Raw genomic sequence first — 23,560 nt, 5'->3', positions numbered from 1 at the left:
GTCGGGGGCGCCGGTGGGTGTGCTGCAGATCCCGGCCGGGAATCGGGTGGTGCGTTTCCGCTTTCGCGGGCCGCGGGCCGCGGCAACAATGTCCATAGGTGCCCAACGGGCCCCGGAAGGACATGCCGTCGTGGAACGCCTGCTGCTCTTTGGTGGTTCGTTCGATCCCGTGCACCACGGGCACCTGATTGTGGCGCGGCACGTCGCCGAGGCCCTGGGCCACGGGCGTGTCCTGCTCATTCCCTGTGCCACGCCACCCCACAAGCAAGCCCGGAACCTGGCCACCGCGGCCGACCGTGTCGCGATGTGCCAGGCGGCGACCAAGGATGAGTCGCTCTTCGCGGTGAGTGACTGGGAGACGAAGCAAACCGGCACGAACTACACGCTCCACACGGTGCAGCACTTCCAGGCAGCGCTTGGGTCACGGGTGGAATTGTCCTGGCTCCTGGGGCTCGACAGTCTGTGCGAACTGGACACCTGGTATCGGGCGGATGAACTTGCGGACGCCTGCACGCTCGTGACGGCCGCCCGGCCGGGTTTCGTGCCGCCCGCGGCCGGTGAATTGGAGGCCCGCTTTACCGCGGCTCAGGTGGCCCGGTTGCTCGCCCACATCGTGCCCGGGCCCCAGATCGACATTTCCGCGACCGAGATCCGCGCACGCGTGCGGGCCGGACGGAGTATCCGCTACCTCGTCCCGGAAGCGGTGGCCGATTACATCGCCGCTCACGCCTTGTACGCTGCCGACGGGGCGGGCTGAGTCCCACACCGGCCCGGTGAGGTGCCGCTAACGCTCATCGCTCCCGGCCGCGAGCGCCGGTGCGGCTCCGGTCGGAGTGGACTCGGTCGGCGCGACCGTGGCACCATGGGCTCCATCGCGGAAGATGCGAATGTGGCGCCAGGCACCGCGCTGCCACCGCAATCGGACGAGAAGCCCAAGCACAATGATGTACAGCGAGCACGTCATCCAGGGCCCGTTCAGGCCCAACTGCGGCACCCACCAGGCGACCCCAAGCCCGCCCAGGATGAAAATGAACCAGCAGCACAAACCCATGACGATCGCGGGCCACCGCGTGTCGCCGGCGCCGCGCAGCGCATTGATGTAGGTGATGGCCATCGCATCGAAGACCTGGAAGATCGCGCACCAGACCAGGATGAGGCGCCCGGCGCTGATGACGGCGGGGTCGCCGCCAGCCGCGAGGAGTCCGGTCAGGGGACCCCCCGCGAGGAGCATGAGCAGGCCGACGAGCCCCATGTAGACACCGGTTACACGGAACGCAATCGAAGCGCGCCGCAGGGCCAGTTCCGGTTGGCCGGCGCCGATGGCATGCCCCACCTGCGACGTCAGCGCGAGGGCGATGCCCACCGCCGGCATGAACGACAGGTGCATGTACTGGATGCCGATGTTCGTGGCCGCGAGCACCTCCTGCCCGTAGCGCGGAATGATCAGAAGAATGAACACGGCCCAGGCGCCGATGTCCACCAGCCAACCCAGGGCCGTGGGGGCGCCGATCCGAATCAGCTCAACGGTCTTGTGCCAGTCAAAGGCCAGTGCCCCGCGCGTGCGGAAACGCTCGTGGAACTCTTGCAGAAACATCGCGCTGGCGAGCACGACCAGGCGTGCGAACCAGGCGATGATCGTCGCGAGGGCGGCCCCAGCGATCCCCAGTGCGGGGAAGCCCAGGTGGCCGAAGATCAGCACCCAGTTGCCGAACACATTGACCAGCACGGACACGAGCACCGCCACGAACGTGAGCCAGGGCCGACGAATGCCGCTGAAGAACCCGTCGAGTCCGGTGCAGATGATCACGAGCGGGACCGACCACAGCGCGATCTGGACGTATTCAATCTGGAGGGCCGCGACTTCCGGCGTGTGCCGCCCGATAGCCGCGATCGGCCCAAACCATTGCGGCACCGTCAGCACAATGGGCAATTGCAGGATGCTGTAGGCGAGGGCCACGTAGATGGATTGCCAGGCATAGGCGCCGGCCTGCTCCGGCCGACCACGGCCGTCGGTCTGCGCAACGAACGTCTGCACGGCCGTCGCGACGCCGTTGCCGAGGCAGGCGACGGTCCAGACCAGCAGGGTGGCAGGCGAAATGGCCGCCTGTGCCGCGGTGCCGAGTTTCGACACCATGACGAAGTCGATGAAGCCAATCAGCATCCGGGAGACCATCATCAGGATGATGGGCAGCGCCAGGATGAGTAATTCGACGGTTGGCCCGCGCGCGTGCTCGGCCGGCAGCGCGGGATTCATTTTCTGGATCTCGGACACGGTCAGTTACCCCAGGCAGTATCGTTGCAGAAGATCGTATCGGAGCGGCTGGTGGGCCGCCGCCACACAGCGAAAGCGCCGGACACCGCGTGCGCCCGGAGACAGCCAGCCGTAATTCGCGAGTAAAGGGCAGCTAACGCGGGGGCGTGCGGTCGGACCGTGGCGCGTCGGGACGCTCCGGCAGGGTATCTCTGGGAGTCATGATCATGGCATCCACACCTTTCCGACCCGCTGCGGGGTTGGCGGCGAAGCCCTCAGAGCTTCTGCGTAAGGAACTAGTATTGCGGCTTGCCGTCTGGGGGTCAAGGCACAGGGCGTTACAGGAATATCGGAAGGTTGGCATGGCATCGGCCGGGGGTTTCTGTACGATGCCAACAAACCGGGGACAGTCCCGGTCGGAGCACATTCCCAGCGGGTCCGAGTACGTGGGGTGCCTTCCCGGGGTGCCTCCGCAAACCAGGGTAGGAAAGGCGTGAGAGGCCAACAATCCTTCATTGGAATCGCGCTGCTCCTTGCCGCTGCGGTCGCCGCAGCGCCTGCGCAACTCGTCCAGGGCGTCGTGGAGGGGATTGGTTTCCCGCACGCCACCGGAGCGGTGATTCGCGAAGGCCAGTGGCTCCCCGTGCGCGTGGCTCTGCAAGTGCAGGGCAGTGGAGTCTTCACGGGCGAATTGGCGCTCGAGGCGACCGACCTCGACGGTGACATCGTGTCGTACCGGCAGGCGCAGGTGACGGTGGCGGGTGGGGAGGGCGGCCCGAAGCGATTCTGGATGTACGCGGTGGTCAACCATGCGCCCGACCTGCCGCCGCACGTGGAACTGCTGGACCCCAGCGGCACCGTGGTCAGCCGCCTGCCCATGCCGCTTCAGCAGCAGGCCGTCACGGCCTTGCATGCCAACGATCTGCTGGTGCTTGATATCAGTGCGCAGCGCGTGACGCGGCTCGGGTTGATCGATCCCAGCGCGATCGCTGGGTTTGCCGGTGAGGGTACCCGGCCGTACTACCGCGGCGTAATCGTTGCTTCGATGCCGGCGAGTGAAATGCCGGATCGGTGGCTCGGGCTCGAGGCCGTGGATGTGATTGTTTGGGACCGGCCATCGCCGGAGGCGCTGTCGATCGCCCAACGTGATGCGCTATCGGCTTGGGTGCGCGCAGGTGGACAACTGATCATCGGCATTGGGGACCGCTGGGAAGCGCTGCGAAGAAGCGACCTCGCAGATCTGCTGCCGCTCGAAGGCGATGGCCCCATTGTGCAGGTCCGCCGACTGCCGGTTTTCATGAATCGTGTACTGGCTTCTCCAGCACCGGACGCACAATTCCCCGACCCGATCGCGGTCACCACGGCGCAGCCGCGCCGTGACACGACCGTGACCCTGGGTGATGCCGCACCGGGCACACCGGCACTCTCATTGATTTCGATGCGTTATGAAGGGTCAGGGCGTGTGGTGGCGGTTGCGGCCGGGTTGCAGGATCTGACATCGGTCCCCGGGGTGACTCCAGGGCGCGTTTTCGGGTTACTGCTGGAACTCAATTCCTACACACCCAAGTTTCTCGAAGCCCAAAGCCGGGCGGCGGGCTTCGGAGACATCAACCAGCAGTACGCGTATCGACCCGTGGTGCTTCCGATCAGCTTCAGCACGGCGACCGCGGTGCGGGGCTTCCTCGCGTTCATCTTTGTGGCGGCCTACATCCTCGCGGCTACGCTCGGGACGTGGGTTTTTCTACTGCGGCGGAAGCTGACTGCGCATTGCTGGCCGGCGTTTGCGACCGTCGCGATTGTCGCCAGCGTGCTGAGTCTCGCTTCCGTCGGGGCGCTGCGCGGATTGTCGAGCGGCCTGCAGACTTTCGCGGTGCTCGATGTGGACGGAGAAACCGGCTTGGCCCGGGGCCGCGTGCTGTTCGGCTACAAGAGCGCCGTGCGCGATTCGGTCGGAATGCAACTAGGCGGCGAGCCGAGCTTCGTCCGGCCGCTCGCCGCGCCACCGGACCTCAGCAGCTCCTATGTGACGCCGGAGCGGTACGTGGCGCTGCCGTCGCAGGGGCGGCTGCAGGGCGTGGCGATGCGGGCGACGCTCAAGCAGTTCGAAGGGTTCTGGAGCGGTGAGCTGAAAGGCCGTTTCCTGGCGGATCTGACCGCCAACCGGCGCAGCGGACGCTTGACGCCCAACAGTTGGCTGCGGAACGACTTCGATTTCCCGATTGATGGTGGTGTGTTGCTCTACATTGATCCGCGGCTGAATGACGGTGCCGTGGGTGTGCCGTGGCGGGTGGCGGGCTGGACGCAGCGCTACCCATTGACGGAAGAGGTGGGCGGAAAGCTGGACCTCGCAGAGTGGCCGCCCGCGGTCAACATCCTGGCAGTTCCCTTCGGGCGGATTCTACCCGGCGAGACGGCGCAGCAACTCGGCCAGGCGTGGTACGAGCGCGTGGACAACCTCTATGCCGGGTGGTCTCGGCGCAGCAACTTGCTACGCAGCGAGATGCCGGACTTGCCTACACTGTACGATCAGCAGTTCGGCTGGGCCGGAACGGGCCTGCTACCGGGCATGGGAGGCGGCTCGACCGGCCCCCGTGAAACGCTCCTGCTCGCGGCCACGCGCAACTACTACCTGCACAACAGCGGGCGCGGCCAGTTCGACACCGTCGGCCGGAACTTCAACTTACGGGGGTTGCCCAACGTAGATATTTCGCATTGGCTGATGCGCGGGCAGGCCGTGCTGCTATGTTGGAGTGAACAACCGGCCCCGGTCGAAGTATTGCGGAATGGGCAGCGACTGCGGGCGGGCGGTGGGCTGGCGGTCTACCGCCTGCGGGTGCCGCTGCGGTACGAAAGCAGTCCACCCTGATGGGAGCGCGCGCGTGAAAGCGAAGTTCAGGCAGAGCAGCGTCGATCCGTCGCTCGCATGGGGCGGGCCCGCGCGCCGCACGGTGCCGTGCGCCGGGGGACTCGCACCATGATCATCCAGACCATCAACCTGACGAAGCGCTACGGCAAGCTGGTGGCGCTGAACAACCTGCACCTCGATATCGAGGAGGGTGAGTGTTTCGGGTACATCGGACCCAATGGGGCGGGCAAGACCACCACGATCCGGATCCTCGCGACGCTGCTCCAGCCGACCTGGGGAGAGGCCCGGGTTTGCGGGCATGTCGTGGGGTACGAGTCGCGCAAGATCCGCCCGCTGATTGGCTACGTGCCCGACTTCTTCGGTGCGTACGAGGACATGGTCGTCCAGGAGTACCTCGAGTTTTTCGCAAGCGCGTACAACATCACGGGTCGGAAGCGTACGCAGATTGTGGGGGACGTGCTGGAACTGACCGACCTCGGCTACAAGCGCGAAGCGCTGGTGGACTCCCTGTCGCGTGGCATGAAGCAGCGCCTGAGTATTGCGCGCGTGCTGCTCCATGACCCGAAGGTGCTGCTGCTGGACGAGCCGGCGAGCGGGCTCGATCCGCGGGCGCGGATCGAGATTCGCGAGTTGCTCAAGGAACTGCACCGGATGGGCAAGACGATCATTATCAGCTCCCACATCCTGCCGGAGCTGGCGGACCTGTGCAGCAGCATCGGCATCCTGGAGCGGGGGGAGCTACTGTTCCATGGCTCGGTGCGCGAGGCGCTGCGGCGGGCCCGCATCGGAACGCGCGTGCACGTGATTACGCCCGATGATCAGGAGCAGGCGCGCCTGGTGCTCGAGGGGCTGCCGAACGTGCAGGAAGCGGCACTCGACGATGGCAAGGTGGTGCTGACGCTGGGGACCGACACGACCGACTTCAGTTTCATCGCCGAGGCCCTGCTCGCGAAGCGGCTGCGGATCCACGAAATTCGGCAGGAAGAGGTCAACCTGGAGACGGCCTTCATGCGGCTGACAAAAGGCGTGGTGCAGTAGGATGGACCCAAGGTGACAGGACCGCAAAATGAAAGCGGATTGCACCGATCTGCCCAGGCCGCGCGGCGGGGCTTGCGACCGGCGGCACCGGTTCCTTGGACCCGGTTCGCCAGGATTCGGCCATGACGGTATTGCATGACATTGGATTGTGGCTGTGGCACCTGCTTCCGGGCAACCCGATCCTGACGCGCGTCGTGGCGACCGGCGGGAAACGCACGCGGCACCTCTGGGCGCGGGTGGCCTACCTGATCGTCCTGGTGCTGGTGTTCGTCCTGGGCGGCGGCCTGCTGATCGGCGTCGGCGGGCAGTCGCTCGCGGAGCTTGCCAAGCAATCCACCCGCACCTTCATGGCCGTCAGCGTCGTGCAACTCGTCCTGATGAGCTTCATCGCGCCGATTTTCTGCGCCGGGGCGATTACCCAGGAGAAGGATTCCAACACCTTCCACATTCTCCTGACAACGCCACTGAGCAATGCGCAGATCGTCCTCGGTTCCCTGTTCAGTCGGCTGTTCTTTGTCTGGGCGCTGTTGCTGGCGGGGCTCCCGATCTTCTGCATCACGATGATCTACGGTGGTGTCACCACCAAGGAGATCTTCGAGAGTTTCGGGTTGGCCGCCTGTACCGGCCTGGTCGCGGGTTCGATCGCTATCATGATCAGCTTCCTGAAGATCGGCACGCGACGGACCATCTTTGCGTTCTTCGCGGGTGTTGCGCTCTACCTGCTGGCGGTTGCGGCCGTAGGGCTGTCGCCCTGGGGGCAGCTACCGGAGGCCCGGCCCGCGAAGGTATTTTTCGACGGCTTCAACCAGTATCGCATGAGTGTGCTCGCGCCCGTCCATCCATTGCTGGCACTGCTCGTCGTGACGGGGCAGACCCCGGCCCCCACGCTTGGCGAACTGGCCCGCTTCGCGCGCCCGATCGCGTGGTTGTTGGCCTACCCGCAGTACGGTTACATGCTGCTGACGACCGGTGCTTCCGCGGCCATGATCCTGCTCAGTCTGATCTGGGTGCGGCGCGGGGCCCTGGAGGGGGAGAACTCGTTCTGGACCGCTTGGCGCGAACGGTTTCGGCCACGGGGTGACGGGGAGCGGCGGCGCCGGCCGCGGCGCGTCTGGAACAACCCGATCGCCTGGCGTGAGGCGGCGACGCGCGCTTCTGCCGGTGGGCGGTCGCTGCTGCGGCAGCTCTTCATCGTGATCGGTCTGCTGCTCGGCGTGGGCCTCGCGGTGAGCTACGCCGCCGGCCAGTTCGGTCCGGCCGCGCAGGCGGCGGCGAGCGCGCGGGCGTTCCTCATCCCGCTCGTGTGGATTGAGTTGGCCGTGATTCTGCTAGTGGTGACGACCACCGCGGCTACGACACTGACGCGCGAGAAGGAAACGCTGACGATGGAACTGCTGCTCTGCACGCCGCTGACCAGCAAGTACATCATCGCCGGCATGCTGCAGGGGCTTGTGCGGCTGGTGATTCCGCTGATTGCGGTTCCTGCCGTGACGCTTGCGGCGTTCGCCGTGGTGGACCTGCTGCAACGGCCGGCACAACCGGTTGCGGCGATCGAAAGCGTCTTCCTGATTCCTTTGCAGATGGTGGCATTTGCAGCCGTCGCGGCGATGGTCGGTCTGCATTTCTCGCTCTTGTCGAAGAAAACTGTTCAGGCGGTGATGCTCAGCGCGGCCATTGTGCTGACGTCAGCGGGCCTGCTGTCCGCTTGCGGTCTGGCCGTACGCGCGAGTAATGAAGTTGTAGCGGGAGTGTTTCTGCCGTTTACGCCCCTGTGGGGAGTAGAAGCGCTGATTGACCCGTGGACAGCGACGGAAAGAGTCGCGCGGAGCAGTGGGGGTTGGGGCGCTGTCGCAACCGGGCCGACACCATCTCAGTATGCTGCGTTCCGCTTGACGCGGTTGATCTTTACGCTGGTGGCCGTCGGAATGTACCTGGGGGTGACGATGGCGCTCTACTCGAATATGGTGCGCAACTTCGACATGACAGTCAGGCGGCAGTCCTCTTGAATGCGGGTCCGCTGTGCTTGCCGAATTCCCGCCGTAGGGGCCCCGACGCTTACCGTTCACCTTTTGTGCCGGTTTCTTGGGTGATCTCGTCGTCATCCGCGGGGTTGTCCGCTTCTTCCTGCCGGCGCCAGGCGGCAACGGCGTTCGGTAACCCTTTAGCGGTACACAGGGCGGCGACGACCTCGTCAAACTTCGCGAACTTCTCCCAGTCGAGCCGCAGTCTGCGTTCCGTGCCGGCCTCGTCGTAATACAGGTCAATCCAGCCGCGCTTGTTAAAATCGCGCAGGTCCCGTATCGCACTGAAGGGTATCCGCCGGCCGCCATAGATCAGCCCCTCGCCATCAACGATCACACGGAGGGTGACGGCGCGGTAAAGTTTGTAAAGGAAGAACAGGCCGATCGGCAGGGGAATGAGCGCCCAATAGAATTGTTCGCGAATTGAACCAAGGGACTTGTACCAGACGCGGGCTCCCATCTGGGACAGGTTCACGGCGCCGCCCGGGGCTGGTACCTTGACCCAGCCGTACTGGCTCACCCAGTAGTGATCCTCGCCCTCCGAAAAGTTTGCTTGCTGGCCGAAGAACTCCTCGACTGCGGAGAGGCGGTCCGGCCGGGCCTCGCGCAGGCGCTTGAGGGCTTGTTCCGGGTTGGCCGGCTCTACCGGGAGATTGCTGTAGGTCAGTGCGCCGGCGAACGGTCGCAGCTTCAGTCCGTTGGTGGCCTCGGCCTGGGATTTGGCGGGGTAAAGGTACGCCCCGTCGAGGACAAACCAGCCGGAGAAACCGAGGAAGAGTGCGGCCTGCAGAAGCCGCCATAGCATGTCTGTACGGGCGGGTCCACTTTCAACGTGCGGCAAGCGTCACCCCTTTCGGCGCTTGTTTCATGAAAAGCTCACCTGATCTTATCGTACCGTGGCTCGCTGCCGGCGTACACTTCATTCCCCCCTGTGCCATTGTAGCGCCTGTGGTATGATGCCCCGGAATCGGACGGCGGTCGTTTGCGACCGGGTAGATACCCGGGTAAAGCCCTGCCGTCCGCGGAGGTGCTGGGGGGCTCCGCCGGGTGGTCGGCGGAGGGGCATGGATCCTCCCGTTGGCCCGGTGAACGCAGTTCGGCCGTATGACGCCCCACTGCCAGGCAGTCCCGCACCGGGTGTCTTGATGTGCTTATGAAGGAGTGCCGGATGGCAGCTGCCAAAGTGAAGAATCGACCGTTCATCCTGATCGTTCGCGACGGCTGGGGCGAGAATCCGCACGTGAGCGAGAACGCCACGAACGCCATCCAGGTTGCCCAACCGCCGGTGGATGCCCGGCTGCGGAAGGAATGGCCGTGGACGCTGGTCGCGACGAGCGGCTTCGATGTAGGTTTGCCGGAAGGGACCATGGGCAACAGCGAGGTGGGGCATCAGAACATCGGGGCTGGGCGCATCGTGGATCAGGAATCGGTTCGGATCACGAAGGCCATCCGCGACGGCAGCTTCTACCAGAATGCGGAGCTGGTCGCGGCGGTGGAGACCTGCAAGGCACGCCAGGGGCGGCTCCACGTGCTCGGGCTGGCGAGCGACATCGGGGTGCATTCACTGCTGGAGCACCTCTATGCGATCGTCACGCTCGCGGCGCGGCGCGGGCTCAAAGAGGTCTATGTGCACTGCTTCATGGACGGGCGGGATTCTCCGCCGACCTCGGGGCTCGGCTACGTGCGACAGATCGAGGCGCAACTGCGTGAGATCGGCGTCGGCGAAGTCGCGAGCGTCTGCGGGCGGTACTGGGCGATGGACCGCGACCACCGGTGGGATCGCGTGGCGCGGGCGTACCGCATGCTGGTGCATGGTGATGCGGAGGCGGCGCCAACGGCGGCGGAGGCCGTGCAACGCTACTACGACCAGCCGACCTCGGCCAACATGACGGGCGACGAGTTCATCACGCCGACCGTGATCAGCGAGGATGGCCGGACGCCGCTGGCGACGGTGCGCGACGGCGACGCGATCGTGTTCTTCAACTTCCGTGGCGATCGTCCGCGCGAGTTGACGAAGGCGTTTGTCTACGACAAGTTCCCGTACGAGGCGCTGGACAAGGACGGCACAAAGAAGTCGATGGGGTTCGACCGCGGCAAGCAGCTCGACGTGTGCTATGTCACCTTGACGGATTATGAGCGTGGGCTGCCCGTGAAAGTGGCTTATCCCAAACCGCCGAAGATGCGCAACATCGCGGGCGAGTACCTCAGCACGCTCGGGCTGCGGCAGTTCCGTGCGGCCGAGACGGAGAAGTACCCCCATGTGACGTTCTTCTTCAATGACTACCGCGAGGATCCGTTCCCCGGTGAGGAGCGCCTGCTGGTGCCCTCACCACAGGTGGCGACGTATGACCTGCAGCCGGAAATGTCGGCCTATCCGCTGACGGAGGCGCTGCTGGCACGCATCGCGACCGGGATCGACGACTTCATCGTGCTGAACTACGCGAACCCCGACATGGTCGGGCACACTGGCTCGCTCGCGGCCGCGGTGCAGGCGTGCCGGGTGGTGGACGAGTGCGTAGGTCGGGTCTATGAGGCCGTGTTGCAGCGCGGCGGTTGCGGCATTATCACCGCCGACCATGGCAATTTCGAGCGCATGGTCGACCCGGAGACCGGTGCGCCGCACACGGCCCACACTGTCGGAACGGTGCCGCTGTACCTGTTCGGAGAGGCCTTCCGGGGTATGCAGTTGCGGGCGGGCGGTCGTCTCGCTGACCTGGTGCCGACGGCCCTTCAGATGATGGGGCTGGAGGTGCCCGACGGCATGACCGGAGAGTCGCTCTTACTGGGACCGTGAAAAGCACCCGGCCAGTACGACCGATAAAAGACACCATTTTCTGCATCAGAACAGCGTTATTGCGCGCTTTGGGCACGATTTCGGGGATCGTACCGAGGTTTCGGGTTGTGTCGGCCCACCGAGACCGGTAAGCTTCTGTTATCGGGAAAGAGTTGCGCTCCGTTGTTACACGTCTACGGCGGAGTTCCGCATCAATTTTTGGTGCAAGGAACCGGCATATGCGGCGTTCGGGCTGCGCCGAGTTCCTGGCTGGGTCATCCGAAACTGCGGACGGCATGGGTCGTCCGGTAATTGAAGGAGGAACTATGAAGCTCAGGAAAGGCATTACGCTGCTCTGCGGGTTGACGCTGTGTACCGGCACGGCGTTAGCGCAGATCGGCGGCGTCTGGAACGAGGTCGAACCGAACGACAACGTCCCCAGCGCCAACGCCAACAACTACGTTGGCCAGTTTATGATTCCCGGTGGTTCGTTGCTCATCGATGGCTACCTCAGCCCCGGTGACGTCGATTGGTATGCCTTCGACATCGCAGGCCCGGCGCACCTCGTCGCCGCGGCCTATGCCTTGCCGATGAGCTCGAACCTGACTGACGGCCAGTTGATGGTCATCGACGCCGCAGGCACGATTTACGCTGCGGATGATGACAACAACATTGGCTTCATGCCGTCGATCCAGGTGGACCTGCCGGGTCCGGGCCGCTACTACATCGGTATCAGCGGTTACAACGATGGCAACCTGCCGGGCAACCCGACCGTCTTCGACGGTCTTACCCCGTCCGGAGCTCCGCACACCGAGGATTGGGCCTACAAGCTCATCATGGGTGCGAACGTGATTCCGGAGCCGGCATCCCTCGTGTTGTTGGCGCTGGGTGCGTTGTTCGTGACCCGTCGCCGCTAGTGCGGCCGCGGGCGATTGAATAGTTTGCCCCGAATCCAGATGGTTTCCCTCACCCCGCGATGCTTTTCCAGAGGCGTCGCGGGTTCTTTTTTTATCCCGGCAGGGCGCATGCCGTAACCGTTTCCATGGTTGGGAACTCCTGGGAACGGTTTCGAATAACTCACATAACTCACAGGTTTTTTACCCTCCGGTCACCCATCTTTGGGTTGAAAAGAGATAGGCGGTGCGGGTAGACTCTCCGATGGTGGTGAAAAGGACCGAGGCGCGCAAACCGCGCCGCGTGGAGGTTGCCCCGTTTCGGGGCATCGCGCTGGTATCGGAATGAGTGCGGCCTTAGGGCCGACGGAAAGGAGTCAGAGGATGAAGCACTTCTGGAGAGGTACTGCGATCTGCAGCATGGCGCTGCTGGTATCGCCGGCGCTCGCCCAAATTGGCGGCGTCTGGAACGAGGTCGAGCCGAACGACAGTGTCGCAACCGCGGATGCGAACAACTACGTGGGTCAGTTCATGATTCCCGGTGGTTCTCTGCTTATCGATGGTTATCTCAGCCCCGGTGACGTCGACTGGTACGCCTTCGACATTGAAGGTCCGGCCCATGTCGTCGCGGCCGCCTACGCCTTGCCGATGAGCACGACGAGCACCGATGGCCAGATGATGATCATCGATGCCGCGGGCAACATCTACGCTTTCGATGATGACAGCAACATCGGTTTCATGCCGTCGATCCAGACGGACCTCCCCGGTCCGGGCCGCTACTACCTTGGTATCAGCGGTTACAACGACGCGGGCGTGGCCCGGGTAACGCCGACCGTCTTCGACGGTATCGACGACGACACCGATCTGCCGCACACTGAGGACTGGGCGTACAAGATCATCATCGGCGCGAACGTGATTCCGGAGCCGAGCGCTCTGGTGCTCCTCGCGCTGGGTGGCATCTTCGCGGTTCGCCGCCGCTAGTCCGTCCTCCGCACGAGATTTTCTCGCGATCGATCGACCGCGGGTTCCCATGTCCGGGAACTCGCGGTTTTCTTGTTTGGGTTCTGACACAACCGGGATTCGTTCCCGCGACACTCAAGGAACGAAGACTCGTCGTCGCGGCTGTGACGGTGTACTTGCACCGTCACAGCCGATCGTAAATGTGGGGTTGAATCGTAGATTCGGTCGTGTCCATCACGATCACGACGCCGCAGAGGAACTGTGCCACAGCAATAACTCCCCGACCTCTGCCGAGTGGGGATCGGCCCAGCTCAACTTCGAAATGGCCCATTGGACGTTGCGCCCGTTGCAGCAGGTTTGGCCTGGCGGGTGCGACTGCAAGGGGTTCAGTCCGCCACCCATGTGCGGCTGTGCCACGTTGCGGCATCGCTGGCGCGATCCAGCGACGTACACAGCGACGCGAGCAGTGCCGCCGCCCGGCGGGCATTCTCGTGTTCGCCGCGCATCAAGCTCTGTTCGTACGCCTCACAGAGTTGCATCTCGGCCTCGGTGAACCGGCCCGCGACGAGCAGCGCGTGACCCAGATTACGGCGCACCACGGGTACCATCGCTTCGAACGAGTTCTCGATCACGCGTACGAGCGTCGGTTCGAGTACCGCGATCGCCGCGTCCCCATCGCCGGACTCAGCCAGGCACAAGCCGTAATTGTTCCATGCCACAAGCGTCTGTGCATGTGTCGGCCCCAGCGCCGCCTCGAGCGCAGCAATCGCGTCAGCATACACGGCGCGGGCCTGTTCGACATCGCCCAGCCCACAGAGCGCTGCGGCCAGTGTCAATCGGCTGCGGTGATGCCAGAGGTGGTCAGCGCCGAGTGCCCGCTCGGTCTCCTGCACCGCGCGCTGCGCTAGCGCGTGTGCATCGTCATACTGCTTCAAGCGCAGCAGCATGGCCGCATACCCTCCGCAGGCCGACAGCGTCCGATCGTGTCCCCACCCGTTCGACTCGACCCGCCGCTCGAAGATGGTCCGTGTTTCGGCCAGCGCCTCGTCGGATGCGCCTGCGCGGTGAAGAAACTCGGCCAGCGACGCGCGTTGCTCGAGCGTGTGCTCGTGCGATTCGCCGAGATACTTGGCGGCATCCGCCACCACGGCGCGCAGCGCCGCGATCGCGGCTTCCAACCGTCCCTGCTCCGCCATCAGACCCGCGAGGTTGCCGCGCAGTGTGATGGCATCCAGCGTATGTGGACCGCCAGTGACGAGCCGCGCTGCGAGCGCTTCCTGTGTAAGCACTTCGGCTTCAGCATAGCGGCCCTGGGCGGTGAGCACGACGGCGAGATTGCCGAGCGTCGTGAGTGTCTGCGCGTGCCGGTCGCCCCAATGTCGACGACACACTGTAAGGATGTCTCGGTAGGCCTCCTCCGCCGCACCGAGTTGATCGAGGTCGAGCAGACAGCCGGCGAGCGTTTCGGCGGCGATCAGCGTGGTGAGGTGCCCTGCACCGAGGGCATGGTGTGCGCGCTTGTGGACCTGGCTTGCCAGCAGGCGGGCCTGCTCGGGCTCATACTGCCAGCGCAGGATGATGGCAAGGCGGGCCTGGTCTGCCAGCAGGTCGGGGTCTGATTCGCCCACCAGCGGCTTGCGCAGGGCGATCCCGCGTTCCAGCAGCTCCCGCGCGCGATCATAGTCCCCCAGCCCGAAATAAAGCGTGCCAAGCGCCGAGCGCACACCGGCCTCGACGTCGGGTGTCAGACCCGGGGTCTGGTCGATACGCCGTTCGGCCGACGCGAGCACCGCGGCCATCGTGACGTGGCGATCGCCGTAGTGCGGGTCGGCGGCAGAGATCATGTTGCGCAGCAGGGTATTGACGGCGGCGGCCCGGGCATGCTCGCGGTCGGCCCGGATCCAGGCGCGGGTCACGCTGACTCCGGCTGCCGCAACCAGCACGATGAATCCTGCGATTAGGAACAGCCCGGTGCGATGCCGCCGGGCAAACTTGACCACCCGATAACGGAGCGTCGCGGGCCTTGCAGCGATGGGCTCGTTTCGCAGGCAGCGCTCGAGATCTTCTGACAGGGCTTGCGCAGAAGCGTAACGCCGCTGCTTCTCGCGCGCCAGCGCCGTTGTCACGATCAGGTCCAGATCCGCTGCGATCCCCCTGGCCACACGACTCGGTGGTGCCGGCTCCGCCCGCTCAATCCGCTGCAGCGCCTCGTGCAGTGTCGCCCCGCGGATCTCGATCGGCAGCCGCCCGGTAAGGAGCTCGTACAGCAGCGCCCCCAGCGCCCACACATCCGTCCGCACGTCGATCTCATCCGCCCGGCCCAACGCCTGCTCAGGGCTCATGTAGCCCGGCGTGCCGAGCAGCATGCCCGCTGCGGTCGGACCGATGTCGTAATCGCCGGTTCCGCCTGTGATGCGTGCGATCCCGAAGTCGAGCACGTGCGGCTCACCCGCCGCGTCAACCAGAATGTTGGCCGGCTTGAGATCACGGTGAATGATCGCCTGCTGGTGGGCGGCGTGGACCGCGCGCGCCACCTTGATCATTAACCGGAGGCGGTCGCCCTGTCCGAGCGAGCGCACGCGGGCCGCGGTGTTGATCGGCAATCCTTCGATGTACTCCATCGCGATGAACGGCAGCCCCGCACCCGCTGCCGTTCGATGTACGCCCGCCTCGTAGATCCGTGCAATGTGAGGATGCTCGAGCCGACCGAGGGCCGCCGCCTCGCGGGCGAATCGGCCCGATGCTTCCACCAGTGGCAGGGGCTCGCGAAGCAGCTTGAGTGCCACCCGGCGCGCCGGGGCCGCCTGTGTGGCCTCATACACGGCCGCCGTGGCCCCCTCGGCAAGCAGGCGCTCCAGCCGATAGCGCCCAATCCGTTGACCATCGAGCGCCCCCAACTCCGGGCGCCCGAAGCCCACCCATGCGTCCAGCGCCGGCGATAGCACCCCGGCACTCGATTCCGACGAACTCACCAGGGACTCAACCTCGCTGCGCAGCGAAGCATCCGCCCCCGTCTGGGCAGCCAGGTACCCCGCCCGCTCTGCGGTCGGCAGGTCGATCACTTCCGCGACCAGTCGTTTGACGGTTTCCCAGTTGCCCGGCGCGGGCTGCATCGCATCGCACCTCCGGCATCAGGCGCCTCTTGGTTCTATGCGTCGCAGGAGCCAGGCGCGTGCAACCGACCAGTCATATTTCACCGCCCGGAGCGAGCGCCCGAGCGTGGCCGCGACCTCCTCAAACGTCAGACCGGCGAAGAACCGCAGCATGACCACCTCGGCCAGGTCCGGATCGAAGGTCCGCAACTCCGTCAGGGCCTCGTCCAGCGACAGCAACGCAGCCGGGTCGGTCGTCTCGGCCACAGCGGCCCCTGCCTCGTCCACCTGCTCCAGGGATTCCCGGCGGCGGCCCTCACCGCGCTTGGTAGTCGCGTAACGGCGAGCTCGCTCGATCAGGATACGGCGCATGGCCTCGGCGGCGGCGGCGTAGAAATACCGCGGATTTTCCCAGCGTACGTCCGGGTCGCTGCTGAGGCGCAGATAGACCTCGTGAACCAGGGCGGTCGTATGCAATGTCAGCCCGCGCGACTCCTGGGCCATCTTGCGGTGCGCAAGGTCGCGCAACTGCGTATAGATATGTGGAAACAGCGCCCCGCTTTCGCCGGATAACGCCGGCGCGGACTCGTGACCGTGATTCGGATTCTCCGGCCCGGAGAATTCTTGCACGCCCATCCCGGAATTATCGCATATCTCCGTGCGTCATCCAAGGCCGAACGCACGTCGGGATGGTCCCAGTACGCGTGGTTTGTGGCCCACCGACGCCCTGAGGAGTGCCAGATGTCCACCCGGTTTGCCCGCAGCGCGGCCGTTTCGACAATCGTCTTGTTCGTGCTGCTCGTCCCCGCATCGGCTGAAATGGTGACCTATCAGCTAGATCCACAGCAGAGCTTCCTTGAGCTCACGGGCGGTGCGTACGTTGGCTGGAATAACTCGTACTTCGGCTTCGGCGACCAGGGCGCCGGGTCTCGAATTGCACATTTTGGCGGACAGATCACCGGCGACCTCGTCGACTCGACGCTTTCCTTTGCCGGTACGAGCCATATCGTTGGTCTTGAGCATCCCCTGCCGGCGTTCGATCCCCCGGGGCCGGGTGTCGATGTCTTTGGCGCCATGACGTTCGCGCTCAACGGGTCAGCCGCCAACCGGTTCTTCGACATCGCGCTCGAGCTGCCGTCCGGCAGCGCGACACATGGTTCACCGCTGACCGCGCCGATTCGCTATGGCCCGGCTAGCATGGCCCACACGCCCTTCCTCCTTGAGGAGGCCTACAGTCTCGCCGCCAACTTCGCGAGCAACACCGCCGCCGGACCGGTTTCACTCACCCAGTCGGGCAGCACGGAGACGCTGGTGCTTCCGGTGGATGTGTTCATCATCAGCGGCGTGACGTACTGGAATTCCGTCCAGACGCGGCTCCAGGGCCAACTCGTCGCGACGCGCGTCATCCCCGAACCGGCGACGTTCGCGCTACTGCTCCTCCTGGCGACCGTGCTGCGCCCACGTGGCTGACGAGCACCGTGGGGCCGTGTACCGCAATAGCAGCGACGTACCGTGCCCGCTCATATAGCTCCCCGGCCGCGTTACGCACAACGCTTGCCTCGCCACACCTCCGCCAGCCCTTGCAAGTGGTTACTTCGTGGCGATCAGCATCAGTTCGTAGTCGTCCAGGCGGATTGGACGCAGGCCCCAGTTTCCGGCCGTGCCGCCGTAAATGCCCGCGACGCGCAGGCCGGCGTCTTCTGCCATGCGCCGCAGCTCCGGCGCGGTGTAATAGCGTTCACGCATCCTCTCCGCCGCCGGCAGATCGGGCAGCAAGTCATGAACGTCACTTTGCTCGGTCATCGTCAGCGGGTCGAATCGACCGTCGTGGATGCTCTGCTCGGTGGCCGCCCGTGCGGCGCGCAGGGCACTGAGTACGTTCAGAATTACAACACCGCCCGGTCTCAGCGCGGTGTGGATGTTGTGGAGAATAACCAAGTCGTGCCGCAGGGGATCCTCGTTGTTGTTGAGCAGGCACAGCGCGCCTTCGCACAGGCAGATGACCGCATCAAACGCTGCGCAGCGCACGAAGTCCTTCACGTTCGAAAGGACTAGCTCGACCTCTACGCCGACACGTTGGGCCCGCTGCGCTGCCACCGCGAGCATGCCCGCCGAGAAGTCTACCCCGGTCACCCGGTAGCCGCGCTGCGCCAGCGGAATGCTATGGCGACCGGTACCACACCCCAGGTCGAGGAACGCTGACCCGGCCGGCAGGGTGGTCTGTTGGAGGATGAACTCGACTTCGGCGTCGGTATTCTTCGTGAAGACCTCGTCGTCATAATTCTCTGCGTAGCGATCGAAGAACTGTTGCCATGGATTCATGCTCGGTCCCACGTCTCTCCCAGTTGCGGATGGCCGTGGCGCTTCCGGTAGTTTCCCGACCAGTCTAGCCGATGGTGACCGGTATCGCAGCCGATTTCCTCCCGCGCGGCCCTGGGTGCGCGACGATGAGCGGTGGGGATCATGCCTTGCCTCACCCACTCGGCCGGTACCCTGGCGGCAATCCCGTCGCTTGGGAGGGCGGACGAATAGTGCGGCAGCGCTCTCAAGTCCGCGCGCCGCGCCCGCCTTTGGGCGAGTGCCTTCTCAGGCCCTCTCCTTTCATGTCCACTCGCCTCTGCTGCATACAGGAGGACACCCGCAGCGCGCCCCCCGTAACATGCACCGATTGACGCCTGCGCGGGCGCACGCTACGTTCCCTCGTACAAACCAACGCCTCGGCCGGGTCGTAGTCACGTGCGGGCGCATGGTTGCTCACGGTAACACGTTCGATGACACTCCTGCTCGTCTACGCGGTGCTTGCGATCGGCGTTTCCTTCCTCTGTTCTCTGCTCGAAGCCGCGCTGCTCAGTCTGCCACGCAGCCGCGTCGAAGCGCTCGTGGCGCAGGGTTCGCCCGCGGGCCTGAGCATGAAGGGACTCAAGGACAACATCGAACGGCCCTTGGCGGCGATTCTCACGTTCAACACGATCGCCCACACGGTCGGCGCGGCCGGCGTTGGCGCGCAAGCGGCCATGACGTTCGGCGATGCGGCCGTGGGCGTGGCGAGCGCGGTCATGACGCTGGCCATCCTGGTCCTGAGCGAAATCATCCCCAAGACGCTCGGTGCCGTGCATGCCGATCGGCTGGTGGGCATTACCGCGTACACCACGCGCGCGATGATCGTACTCTGCCTGCCGCTCATCGTACCGCTCGAATGGCTGAACCGCCTGATCGGGCACCAGGGCCACCATGATCGCATCAGCCGGTTCGAGGTCCTTGCGACCGTCCGTCTGGGACACAGGGCCGGCGCCCTGCGCGAGCGCGACCTCCGAGTGGTGACCAACGTCATGTCCCTCGAAAGCGTCCGGCTGAATGAAATCCTGACGCCCCGCGTGGTCCTGTTCGCCTTACCCGCCACCGAAACCATCGGTGCTGCCGCCCAGATGCAACCGCCGATTCGCTACTCGCGCGTCCCGATCTACGAGGGCACGATCGAGAACATTGTCGGCTACGTGACGCGCTACGACATTATGACGGCTGCCGGCCGTGGCCGTGGCGACGAGCCGCTCACAACGCTCAAGCGCCCGATTCTCATCCTGCCGGAACTGGCCTCGGTCGCGGATGCCCTCGATCAGCTGCTGGTGAAGCACGCGCATATCGCCGCGGTGGTCGACGAGCACGGGGGCATCGAGGGCATCATCACGCTCGAGGATGTGATCGAGACGCTGCTTGGGCGTGAAATCGTGGATGAAACCGATTCCGTTAAAGACCTGCAGCGGCTGGCGCGGTGGATGGAACACCGCCGCTCCAAAACGCTCCGCCCGCTTCGCTGACTTGCCGATACCTCCATGCCGCCTGCGCCCACGCAATCAATGCTTCGAATCGCCGCCACCCCGGCTATTCTGGGGGGCAACTCTGCCGCAGCGGCGTTGACGGCTGTGTACGTAATCGAGACGAAGTCGCGCTCAAAGTGCGTGGTGTGTCGCGATGTTCATGTGACGTACAACGGCCAGCGCATCCGCGTCGACGGCCACGAGCCCGACCGCGACCCCATCCGCCAGGTGCACGCGCTGACCGACCGCGTGCGGGAGATCATCCAGGTGGAGACCGGGCTCACGCCGCCGATCCGGCCGGTGGTGCTGTTTCCGGGCTGGTTCGTGGAGCCGCAGCCGCGTGGCGTGTCGGTGTGGGTGCTGAGCCCGAAGGCGCTGCCGAGTTTCATTCGCCGCGAGCCGACTGTCCTGAAGCGCGAGGCGGTCGAGCGCATCGCCGCGGCGATCGCGCGGCACGGGCGGGAGTAGCCTGCATCGTAAGTGTCTCGCAGGCGTGTTGCCGCCTCAGGCGAGTTCACCGTACAGTACTCGCATGTTCACGTCGCGGTGGGAATTGGGGTTGCTCGCCTTCATCGAGCAGTTCCGCACGATCGGCGTAGCGCTGCTGGTCGGGCTCCTGCTCGTCGGTGCAGTCTGGCTGGTGTGGTGGTGGCGCCGGCCGTACCTGCGCCTCGCGTGGATATGCCTCGTCCCGCTTGCGATCGGAAGCTGGTTTCCCGCGTTTCATTTCAAGTTCGACCTGCCCGACGTGGGTAGCGGCGAGTTCAGCACGGTGGACTCGCGCTGGGCGCTCTCGCTACCACTCGCGTTGGCGGGCATCGTCGCCCTCGTTCTGCACTTTCTCTGGCACCGCCCGCCGCCCGCAAGCTCAAACTGTTCGCCGGTGCCAACCGCACCCTCGCCGCTGACGCTTGAGATCGTGGACAAGCTGGTGCAGGAAGCCAGGGAGCACGGGCGCGCCCTGGGTCGCGCGGAAGTGGCAGGCGAACTCGCAGGTCTCCGCAACGAAAGCGAATCGATGCGGAACGAACTGACTGCCGCGGTGGCTCGCGTGGAAGAACTCGCCCGCGGCGGCGATGAGGGCGCGACGGCGGCGATCGAGGAGGCCCGGGCCTCCGGCGACCCGGCGAAGCTGGAAGCCGCCCTGATCGCGGATGCGGATCGGCAGGAAGCCCAGTACCAGCGGTTTGCGAAAGACTACGTGCAGCGCTGCCGGGAGATCGCGGCCGTGGCGTACCTGCGCGGCAACATCGACGAGGCGGAGAAGCAAGTGACGGCGATCCTCAAACTTTTGCCGGACGACCTCGATGCAGTCAACCGCCTTGCCCGCATTCATTTCCTGCGGGGCGATCTGCAGTCGGCGCAGCGCTGGCTGGAACGCGTCCTAGCACTTGGCCAGGATTGCGAGGAGAGTAAGGGAGTGGCCTACGGCAACCTCGGACTAATCTACCGAACACGCGGAGACTTCATACATGCCGAGCGGCTGCACCGGGCGGCGCTTGAGTGCTTCCAAAGACTCGGGCGTCCTGAGAGCGCGGCGCGCCAATACGGGAATCTCGGCATTATCCTGTACAGTCGTGGCGACCTAGATCAGGCTGAGGTCATGCATCGCAAGGCGCTTGAACTCTACCGACAGCACGGATGCCTCGACGGGGTAGCGAACGAGTATGGCGAACTGGGTCTGATTCATCGGACTCGCGGTGACCTCGCCGAAGCCGAGGCCAAGTATCGAGATGCGCTAGAGATCAATGAACGCCTTGGCCGATTGGAGGGAGTGGCGACGGATTGTGGAAACCTTGGATTGATCTACTACACACGCGGCGAACTTGAGCATGCCGAAGCGATGCAGCGCAAGGCGCTAGAAGTCAATGAGCGGCTCGGCCGACAGGAGGGCATTGCCAACGCATACGGGAACCTCGGCCTGATTCTTCGTTGTCGCGGCGAGCTCGAGCAGGCTGAGCGCATGCACCGTAGCGCGCTGGACATCGACGAACGGCTCGGTCGGAAGCAGGGGATGGCGAGCCACTATGGCAATCTCGGGCTGATCTATGCCGCACGCGGCGACTTGGGGCAGGCGGCGGAAATGCACCGCCAGGCACTCGCAATCTTCAAGAGCCTCGGCGTGCTCGAGGGCCTCGCAAACCAGTACTGTAGTCTCGGTGTGATCCACCGGGTACGTGGCGAGCTGGAAGACGCCGAGGCCATGCACCGCAAAGCGCTGGAGATCAATGAGCAGCTCGGCCGGCGGGAGGGCTTGGCCGCCAACTACGGCAACCTCGGTATCGTCCGCCATATGCGCGGCGACCTGGAGCAGGCCGAGGCCCTGCACCGCAAGGCGCTGGAGATCGACGAGCAGCTCGGCCGGCTGGAGGGCGTGGCCAGCAGCTACGGCAACCTAGGAATCGTCTACCGGATACGCGGCGACCTGGCGCAGGCCGAGGCCATGTTCCGCCGGGCGCTGGAGATTAATGAGCAGCTCGGACGGCTGGAGGGCATGGCCAACCAGTACGGTAACCTCGGAACTGTCTACCAGACGCAAGGAGACCTGGAAAAGGCCGAGGCAATGTTCCGCCGGGCGCTGGAGATTAATGAGCAGCTCGGACGGCTGGAGGGCATGGCCAACCAGTACGGTAACCTCGGAACTGTCTACCAGACGCAAGGAGACCTGGAAAAGGCCGAGGCAATGTACCGCAAGGCCCTAGAGACCAATGAGCGCCTCGGGCGGCTCGACGGAATCGCCAACGCCCACGGTAACCTCGGCATCGTCTACGAGACCCGCGGCGACCTGGAGGCGGCGCGGGAGCTGTGGACGAAGGCCCGCGACCTTTTCGCACAGATCGGCATGCCACAAATGGTCGCGCTGGTGCAGGGCTGGCTGGACAAACTGCCGCCCGCGGAGTGAGGGTTGGCGGCCGCGGGCCGCGGGTGTCGGTGGGGCGCGGGGGGTGGCTTCTTCGTTCTGACTTCATCCTTCTGACTTCTGCTTTTCTTCGCGCTCTTCGTGGTGGCCCTCCGCCCTCGGCCGGCGGGACCCCGCACACCGGCCGGCCGGGTCCGGTAGGAACGCCCGCCGGGGGCACGGGTCGGGGTCGTTCGGGGCGGGGGCCGGGTGGGGTCCGGCAGCGGTTCGGGGCGGGGGGCGCCTCTATCAACCCGAGGCAGCGTGTCGACCACGGCGTGGTACGAACCCGACCACGGCGTGGTACGCACCCGACCACGGCGTGGTGCGCACCAGACCACGGCGTGGTACGGACCGTACCACGCCGCAGCGCGGGCGCAGCCTCTGCCCGGCCCGGATCGCGCCGCGGCAGGACCCGGGATCGCGCACTGGGACGCGAAGGTCCGCGTACGGGCCGCGGGGCCGCCCGTGGCGCGGGCCTTGCCGTTGTTACGTTGTTCCCTTGTTCCCTTCCCTCCCGGCGCCGTTCCCCCGCGCCGTTCCCACGTGCCCCCGTTCCCCCGTTCCCCCGCCCTCACTCCGCGGCGGCCGTCAGCGGGCCGTCGAGCCGGCCGGTGCGCAGCTCGCGGGCGGCGCTGCCGCGGCCCACGCGGGCGCGGACCTCGAGCGTGTACGTCCCGCTCAGCCCCGGCGGGTTGAGGAAGACGAGCAGCGACGGCTTGTTGCGCTGCACCACCTGCGGCGGGATGCGCAGCGCGGGGCCGCCTGCGGCCGGCAGGAGGAAGATGCCCTCATCCGCGGCGGCCGGGTCCGCTTGCAGACGGCTCACGAGGTCGTTGGGCCAGGCGTGCTGCTTGATCTCGTGGCCGGCCGCCTGCGCGTGGCGGCGGAACAGCTCGTGCAGCGCTTGGCGGTCACCACCGCCGAAGCGGCTCCGAATTGAGCGTCCGTC

At 65.4% G+C, this 23,560-nt stretch carries 17 protein-coding genes; 11 read left to right on the top strand and 6 right to left on the bottom strand.

All coding sequences use genetic code 11. The features are described 5' to 3' along the window. The first annotated feature begins 130 nt into the window (after positions 1-130). Positions 131-757: a nicotinate (nicotinamide) nucleotide adenylyltransferase gene (nadD, locus tag IPM18_00760; protein MBK9118129.1), complete on the top strand. Its 627-nt coding sequence runs from the start codon at positions 131-133 to the stop codon at positions 755-757. A gap of 27 nt (positions 758-784) precedes the next feature. Here the strand turns inward: nadD and IPM18_00755 are convergent, their stop codons facing one another. Beyond that, positions 785-2,254 (bottom strand): MATE family efflux transporter, encoded by a 1,470-nt coding sequence (locus IPM18_00755; protein MBK9118128.1) that lies wholly within the window; start codon positions 2,252-2,254, stop codon positions 785-787. A gap of 490 nt (positions 2,255-2,744) precedes the next feature. Here IPM18_00755 and IPM18_00750 point away from each other — a divergent pair, with 490 nt between their 5' ends. The 3 genes from IPM18_00750 to IPM18_00740 all read left to right on the top strand — a co-directional run bounded on the left by IPM18_00750 (position 2,745) and on the right by IPM18_00740 (position 8,161). Then, on the top strand, positions 2,745-5,117 hold the full coding sequence (locus IPM18_00750) for a hypothetical protein (GenBank protein ID MBK9118127.1): 2,373 nt from the start codon (positions 2,745-2,747) through the stop codon (positions 5,115-5,117). Between the two features lie 111 nt (positions 5,118-5,228). Next, positions 5,229-6,155, top strand: a complete 927-nt coding sequence (locus IPM18_00745) for an ABC transporter ATP-binding protein (GenBank protein MBK9118126.1) — start codon at positions 5,229-5,231, stop codon at positions 6,153-6,155. Between the two features lie 122 nt (positions 6,156-6,277). Continuing rightward, entirely contained in the window at positions 6,278-8,161 is a 1,884-nt protein-coding gene (locus tag IPM18_00740) for an ABC-2 transporter permease (GenBank protein ID MBK9118125.1), read from the top strand. A gap of 49 nt (positions 8,162-8,210) precedes the next feature. Here the strand turns inward: IPM18_00740 and IPM18_00735 are convergent, their stop codons facing one another. Next, positions 8,211-8,981 (bottom strand): hypothetical protein, encoded by a 771-nt coding sequence (locus tag IPM18_00735; protein ID MBK9118124.1) that lies wholly within the window; start codon positions 8,979-8,981, stop codon positions 8,211-8,213. A gap of 363 nt (positions 8,982-9,344) precedes the next feature. Here IPM18_00735 and IPM18_00730 point away from each other — a divergent pair, with 363 nt between their 5' ends. From IPM18_00730 to IPM18_00720, 3 genes are all read left to right on the top strand, one after another. Then, complete coding sequence (locus tag IPM18_00730) at positions 9,345-10,970, top strand: 2,3-bisphosphoglycerate-independent phosphoglycerate mutase (protein MBK9118123.1); 1,626 nt, start codon at positions 9,345-9,347, stop codon at positions 10,968-10,970. A gap of 305 nt (positions 10,971-11,275) precedes the next feature. After that, the gene (locus tag IPM18_00725; GenBank protein MBK9118122.1) at positions 11,276-11,866 is read left to right on the top strand and encodes a pre-peptidase C-terminal domain-containing protein; all 591 of its coding nucleotides are present in this window, start codon (positions 11,276-11,278) and stop codon (positions 11,864-11,866) included. A gap of 360 nt (positions 11,867-12,226) precedes the next feature. Then, complete coding sequence (locus tag IPM18_00720; protein MBK9118121.1) at positions 12,227-12,823, top strand: PEP-CTERM sorting domain-containing protein; 597 nt, start codon at positions 12,227-12,229, stop codon at positions 12,821-12,823. Positions 12,824-13,188: 365 nt separating this feature from the next. On the opposite strand, the gene IPM18_00715 is transcribed toward IPM18_00720, so the two are convergent. Beyond that, entirely contained in the window at positions 13,189-15,915 is a 2,727-nt protein-coding gene (locus IPM18_00715; protein ID MBK9118120.1) for a serine/threonine protein kinase, read from the bottom strand. A gap of 18 nt (positions 15,916-15,933) precedes the next feature. Then, complete coding sequence (locus IPM18_00710) at positions 15,934-16,530, bottom strand: sigma-70 family RNA polymerase sigma factor (GenBank protein ID MBK9118119.1); 597 nt, start codon at positions 16,528-16,530, stop codon at positions 15,934-15,936. A gap of 105 nt (positions 16,531-16,635) precedes the next feature. Between IPM18_00710 and IPM18_00705 the strand changes: the two genes are divergently transcribed. Continuing rightward, positions 16,636-17,364, top strand: a complete 729-nt coding sequence (locus tag IPM18_00705) for a hypothetical protein (protein ID MBK9118118.1) — start codon at positions 16,636-16,638, stop codon at positions 17,362-17,364. A gap of 120 nt (positions 17,365-17,484) precedes the next feature. Here the strand turns inward: IPM18_00705 and IPM18_00700 are convergent, their stop codons facing one another. Further along, positions 17,485-18,216 (bottom strand): class I SAM-dependent methyltransferase, encoded by a 732-nt coding sequence (locus IPM18_00700; protein ID MBK9118117.1) that lies wholly within the window; start codon positions 18,214-18,216, stop codon positions 17,485-17,487. A gap of 449 nt (positions 18,217-18,665) precedes the next feature. Between IPM18_00700 and IPM18_00695 the strand changes: the two genes are divergently transcribed. The 3 genes from IPM18_00695 to IPM18_00685 all read left to right on the top strand — a co-directional run bounded on the left by IPM18_00695 (position 18,666) and on the right by IPM18_00685 (position 22,611). After that, positions 18,666-19,709, top strand: a complete 1,044-nt coding sequence (locus IPM18_00695; protein ID MBK9118116.1) for a DUF21 domain-containing protein — start codon at positions 18,666-18,668, stop codon at positions 19,707-19,709. A gap of 15 nt (positions 19,710-19,724) precedes the next feature. Beyond that, positions 19,725-20,177 (top strand): NERD domain-containing protein, encoded by a 453-nt coding sequence (locus tag IPM18_00690; GenBank protein ID MBK9118115.1) that lies wholly within the window; start codon positions 19,725-19,727, stop codon positions 20,175-20,177. A gap of 64 nt (positions 20,178-20,241) precedes the next feature. Continuing rightward, complete coding sequence (locus tag IPM18_00685) at positions 20,242-22,611, top strand: tetratricopeptide repeat protein (GenBank protein MBK9118114.1); 2,370 nt, start codon at positions 20,242-20,244, stop codon at positions 22,609-22,611. A 571-nt stretch (positions 22,612-23,182) separates the two neighbouring features. On the opposite strand, the gene IPM18_00680 is transcribed toward IPM18_00685, so the two are convergent. Then, the gene (locus tag IPM18_00680) at positions 23,183-23,437 is read right to left on the bottom strand and encodes a DUF4469 domain-containing protein (protein MBK9118113.1); all 255 of its coding nucleotides are present in this window, start codon (positions 23,435-23,437) and stop codon (positions 23,183-23,185) included. Positions 23,438-23,560: the final 123 nt, after the last annotated feature.

It is taken from the genome of Phycisphaerales bacterium (genome assembly GCA_016716475.1).
Lineage (GTDB): Bacteria > Planctomycetota > Phycisphaerae > UBA1845 > Fen-1342 > JADJWG01.
The sequence above is the reverse complement of the archived record's forward strand: the minus strand, read 5'-3'. Positions and strand labels throughout refer to the sequence as shown.